We start from the raw sequence: 5,635 nt of genomic DNA on the forward strand, positions 1-5,635 counted from the left end.
TAGGCCATGCAGTGGCCGATATTATTCTCAAACCAATTCCAGATAACTTTTTTCAGATTGATGCGGTCAACATCCCGTCTATCACAACAGTGACCGGCGGCGATGCGCTGAATACCGCCATTGACTGCGCCCGGCTGGGGATGCAGGTGGGGTATGTGGCAAAAACCGGTACCGATGCCAACGGAGCTTTCCTCAAAAGAGAGGTGGCCAAGGAGGGCGTGGATATCAGCCGCGTCATCAGCACCGATGAGGCCAGCACCGCCACATCTATCCATTTCCTCAAAGAGGACGGCGAGCGGCATACGGTGGTGCTCACCGGCGCCAACGCGGAGCTGGTCTATGAGGATCTGGATGTAGACTACTTTAAGCAGGCCAAAGTGGTTCAATATGGCAGCGCCAACGGCCTTGCCAAGCTGGACGGCCCGGGCATTACCCGTCTGTTCAAGGAGTGCAAGGAAGCGGGCTGCATGACCTCTATGGATGTTACCTGCGACTTGCCGCCAGAAGTGTGCTACAACAATGTCAAAGATGTTCTGAATTATACCGATATCTTCTTCCCCAGCGACTACGAGGCTGAAATCATCACAGGGGGACTTACCAAATGTGAGGATATAGAGAAGTTCTTCAGCCGCTTCGGCATCAAAATTCTGGTCATCAAACTGGGGGCCAGAGGGGTCTATGTCACCGACTTTAAGACAAGACGCTATATTTCCACCTTCCACGTGCCCAAGGTGGTGGATGTGACCGGCTGCGGAGATTCTTTTGTAGCGGCTTTCCTCACCGCCATTGTCAAGGGCTGGAGCATGGAGGAAGCGGCTGTGTTTGGCAACGCGGTAGGCTCTATGAACTGCCAGGTGCTGGGAGCCAACCTGGGCGTCAAGAGCTTTGAAGAAACCATGGCTTATATCAAAGAGAGGATCGATCAGGTGCCGGAGGACCTTCGGGCCCGGTTCCAATAGGCGCAAGGCGCTATGAAGAGGACAAAGGAGGCAGACAGATGGATATAATCACAGTGGGAAGCGCAATGCAGGATTTGGCGGTGACCCCGGTGACCCCGGCGGTATTTGAGACAGAATTCCGCAACTACAGCTACTGGGAGGCCAGCACCGGCGGCGACGCCATGAATGTGGCCAATGCCTGCGCCAGGATTGGCGTCCAGGTGGGCTGCATCTGTAAGGTGGGAGACGACGTCTTTGGCCGCAGCATCCGGGAGATTTCGGAAAAGGCCCATGTGGATATGAGCCATATGGTGGTGGTCCCCGACGGGAAAAGCACCCTTTCCCTCCATCTGCTGGACGGGAAGGGAGCCCGGCACAGCGCTTTCAACCTGGATCCCAAAACCTCCCTGACCGAGGCTGATATTGACTACGACTACATCAAAACGGCGAAAATCGTTCACTATGGCAGCATCCACCTCTGCCCCGAGATGGAGGCGGAGGACGGGGTGACCGCCATGTTCCGCAAGTGCCATGAGCTGGGGGTGGAGACCTCCATCGATGTTTCCGGCACCGAGGATCTGTCGGGCAGGGCGGCCACCGGCTTTGAAAAAATTCGCAACGCCCTGTATCACACCGATTACTTCCTCCCCAGCTGGGACGAGGCCACCGACATCAGCGGCAAGAATACCTGCGAGGAAATTGTGGACTTCTTCCGCCCCTATGGGATGAAGATGATGCTCATCAAAATGGGGCCGAAGGGCTGCTATGTCAGCGATTTCAAGGAAGGCCGGATGATCCCCACCTTCCCGGTAGAGCTGGCCATTGACACCATCGGCTGCGGGGACAGCTTCTGCGCAGGCTTCCTCAGCGCGATCACCTGGGGCTGGAGCATCTGGGAAGCGGTAGTCTTTGCCAACGCCGTGGGTTCCATGAACTGCCAGGTGGTAGGCGCTACCTTTGGCGTCCGTCCTAAGGAGGAGGTCATGGCCTATATTAAAGAGCGGATTGACTGCGTCCCGGAGGATCTGCGGGCCAGATTTGCGTAATGGTGAAAAGGAGAGCAGAAAGTTATGGTAGATATTTTAACACTGGGTATGGGCATGGTGGATGTAGCGATCAAACCCATTCCCTCCGACATGTTTGAACACGATGTAATTCTGTTCGATTCCGCCACTACAACAACCGGCGGCGATGCCCTCAACTGCGCCATTGACTGCGCCAAGCTAGGGGTCAAAACTGGCTGTGTCTGTAAAACCGGCCAGGATATCTACGGCCGCCTGATCCGGGAAACCTGTGATCAATACGGCATAGACATTAGCCGGTCCAAAGAGGATCCTCAACTGCCCACCACCATGGCGGTGCTCTGCATCGGCGAGGATGGAGAGCGAAACGGTATTGCCCACACCCGGGGAGTGAATAAGGAATTTACCTATGACGACATTGATTTAGACTATGTCAAACAGGCCAAGATTGTCCATTATGGCAGCGCCGGCTTGGCGCCTAAGCTGGATGGTCCGGACATTGGGCGGGTGTTCCAGGCCTGCAAGGAGGCTGGCGTGACCACCGCTATGGATGTCTGCATCCTGGATCACAACGACGTAGCGCTGGACTATGTGAAATACGCCCTGCCCTATACCGATTTCTTTATGCCCAGTGACAACGAGGCGGCGGAGATCTCCGGCAAAGAGACCTGCGAGGAGTTCGAGGAGTTTTTCAAGGGCTACGGAATCAAAAACCTGGTGGTCAAGCTGGGAGCCAAAGGGGTTTATGTCAGCAATTTGAAGGAACACCGCACCATTCCCACCTTCCATGTGGATCAGGTGAAGGACGTCACCGGCTGCGGCGACAGCTTCTGCGCGGCATTCCTCTCCGCTATCTCCTGGGGCTGGAGCATCTGGGAGGCAGCGGTCTTTGGCAACGCAGTGGGCTCTATGAACTGCCAGACTGTGGGAGCTACCCTAGGCGTTAAGTCCCGGGAAGAGACCATGGCTTATATCAAAGCCCATATCCAGGATGTCCCCGAGGACCTGCGGACTAGATTCCTTTAATTAATAGCCAATCAAAGGGCTGGAAAACAACGTTTTCCAGCCCTTTTTATTGTCATATGTGGTATTTTATTGACCTTTTGGCAAAATAGAAATATAATAACTTATCGAAATATGAAATTCCCGGAAACGGTGGAAAAGAACGTGAGACAGAAAGGGAGAAGCTCCGATGAAAATATGCACCATTGTGGGGGCAAGGCCCCAGTTTATTAAAGCGGCGGCCCTGTCCCGGGTCCTGCGGAAGGAGCATGAAGAAGTGCTGATCCACACAGGGCAGCACTACGATCACAATATGTCCGATATCTTCTTCGATGAGCTTTCCATACCCAGGCCCGATTATAACCTGGGTATCTCAGGTGGAAGCCATGGCAAGATGACGGGAGAAATGCTGATCGCAATTGAGAAGGAAGTTTTGCAAAAATTGGCGGTGCAGCCTGACTTTTCCCAGCATCAGAACCAGTTTGGCGATGGGCATGCCGCTGAAAAGATCACCAAGATCCTGACGGAGTTTCAAAAATAAGGAGCGGATATTGTGACCATTTTATATATAACCTTCATCGACTTTGGGGAGTTTAAATCCGGCTCCAGCGTCCGCCCCCAGAAGATGTATGACGCCTTCCGGCAGCTGGGCCATGAGGTCAAGCTCCTGGAGGGGCAGCAAAACCGCCGGGCAGAGCGCAAGCAGAAGACAGCGGAAATCCTCTCCTGGCTGGACTCTCATACCCCGGATATCTGTTATGTAGAGCCCCCAGCCGGCCCCTTTTTTAACGCTATCGATCTCAAGCTTCTCAAAAAGGTTCATGGGATGGGAGTGCCCATTGCCCTGTTCTACCGGGACGCTTATTGGAAGTTTGCTAAGTGGTGGGGGGTCAAGGGTCCGAAAAAATGGCTGCTGACCTACATGCACAAACGGGATCTGAAGGTGTTTGCAAAGACCTGTGATATCATCTATTTTCCAAGCCCCAGCATGGCGGACCTTTTTGACTTCCGCCGCCGGGAAATACTACCGCCAGCTGGAGAGTATCATGGCGGCCATACCCACAAAATACAACATAGGGTGGTTTACGTGGGAGGAGTTACACCGCGTTATGGAACACAACAACTTCTTAAGGCCATCAATCTTCTCCATAAGCGTGGTATGGACATTAAACTTTCTTTGGTTTGTAGGTCAGAAGAAATGCAGAATTTAAAGGCTCAAGACCTACAAAAGAAGTGGATAACAGTTTTTCATGCTAGTGGCGATGAGCAATTGGCCTCCATTTATGCGGGAGCGGATGTAGGGTTAATCCCACTCCAAAGGGACTTTTATATGGATTTTGCAATCTGTGTGAAGATGTTTGAATATATGGGGTATGGCCTGCCGGTCATTTCCACCGACTGCGTGGAGACAAAACGGATGATCGACCGGTATGAATGTGGGCTCACCTGCAAGGATGATCCCCAATCTCTGGCTGGCGCCATCGCCCGGTTTTACAGTGATCCGGAAAAGATAGAAGAATACCGGGACAATGTCGCAACAGCCATGAGCGAAAATCAATGGCGCAACCGGGCTCAAAAGGTGGTGGACGATCTGTCTGCACTAAAAAAATAAGGAAAAAGTGAGATTTTGTACCAAATCCTCTGGCGATTTTCCTAAAAATTGCCGGAGGATTTTAATTTTGAAAGATTTCCCTTGATTTTATCACTGTGGTAAAGTAAAATAAAAAATGTTATCGCCTAAAAAGAAATAGGGGCGGATTTTTGTATGCTTTAGGAGGGGACTATGGGAGATACAATTCAAATTTTGATTGCCATGGTGATCTACATGGCGATTGTTATCATCATTGGTGTGGCCTTTGCCAAAAGGGCCAACAAAAACTCGGAAGAATATTTCCTGGGCGGTCGCAGCTTGGGCCCCTGGGTCACCGCTATGAGCGCCGAGGCCTCGGACATGTCCGGATGGCTGCTCATGGGTCTGCCCGGCGTAGCTTACTGGTGCGGTATCGCCGACGCAGCCTGGACCGCCATCGGCCTTGCGCTTGGCACGTACATTAACTGGCTCATTGTGTCCAAGCGCCTGCGCCGCTACAGTGAGAAGGCGGGCAATGCCATCACCCTTCCGGAGTACTTCTCCAACCGTTTCCATGAGAAGAAAAAGGTGGTCATGACCATCGCCGCCATCTTTATCCTGATCTTCTTTACGGTTTACGCGGCAAGCTGTCTGGTCACCTGCGGCAAGCTTTTTTCCACCCTGTTCGACATGCCCTATATCCCCATGATGATTGTCGGGGCCTTGTTTGTCCTGATCTACACCATCCTGGGCGGTTTCTTGGCGGAGAGCGCCTCTGACTTTATGCAGGCCATTGTTATGATCGTCGCCCTGGGCGTGATCGTCACGGTGGGCACCATTGCGGCAGGGGGACTTGGCGCGGTCATCGAAAATGCCAAGTCTATCCCCGGCTTCCTTGACTTTTTTGGCATCGCTACCCCTACGGTGACGGACGGGGTACAGCAGGTGGTCAACGGCCAGCCCCAGTTTGGCGCTGCCGGCAACTATGGCATCCTTTCCATCGTTTCCAACGTGGCATGGGGCCTGGGCTATTTCGGCATGCCTCAGGTGCTGCTGCGGTTTATGGCCATCCGGGATGAACACAGCCTGACCCGCTCCCGCCG

The 5,635-nt window shown here is 53.1% G+C and carries 5 protein-coding genes and 1 pseudogene; all 6 read left to right on the forward strand.

Annotated features, from left to right (window positions below):
• A partial coding sequence (locus ACZ25G_RS09540) for a carbohydrate kinase family protein (protein ID WP_463682292.1) occupies positions 1-959 on the forward strand: 959 nt, incomplete at its 5' end.
• Between the two features lie 38 nt (positions 960-997).
• Positions 998-1,984, forward strand: coding sequence for a carbohydrate kinase family protein (locus ACZ25G_RS09545; protein ID WP_463682293.1), 987 nt, complete (start codon positions 998-1,000; stop codon positions 1,982-1,984).
• A gap of 24 nt (positions 1,985-2,008) precedes the next feature.
• Positions 2,009-2,986 carry a carbohydrate kinase family protein gene (locus ACZ25G_RS09550; protein ID WP_463682294.1) on the forward strand — a complete coding sequence of 326 codons (978 nt, stop codon included), beginning with the start codon at positions 2,009-2,011 and terminating at the stop codon, positions 2,984-2,986.
• Between the two features lie 166 nt (positions 2,987-3,152).
• A pseudogene (locus tag ACZ25G_RS09555) lies at positions 3,153-3,404 on the forward strand (UDP-N-acetylglucosamine 2-epimerase); the annotation flags it as partial.
• Between the two features lie 111 nt (positions 3,405-3,515).
• Complete coding sequence (locus ACZ25G_RS09560) at positions 3,516-4,574, forward strand: glycosyltransferase family 4 protein (RefSeq protein WP_463682295.1); 1,059 nt, start codon at positions 3,516-3,518, stop codon at positions 4,572-4,574.
• Between the two features lie 171 nt (positions 4,575-4,745).
• Positions 4,746-5,635 (forward strand): sodium/proline symporter (locus ACZ25G_RS09565; protein ID WP_463682296.1); only part of this gene is annotated, 890 nt, incomplete at its 3' end.

This window comes from Zongyangia sp. (assembly GCF_965361945.1).

Excerpts from the sequence above, each read along its gene's own strand:
- ACZ25G_RS09545 (WP_463682293.1), top strand. The coding sequence starts at position 998 with ATGGATATAATCACAGTGGGAAGCGCAATGCAGGATTTGGCGGTGACC.
- ACZ25G_RS09550 (WP_463682294.1), top strand. The coding sequence starts at position 2,009 with ATGGTAGATATTTTAACACTGGGTATGGGCATGGTGGATGTAGCGATC.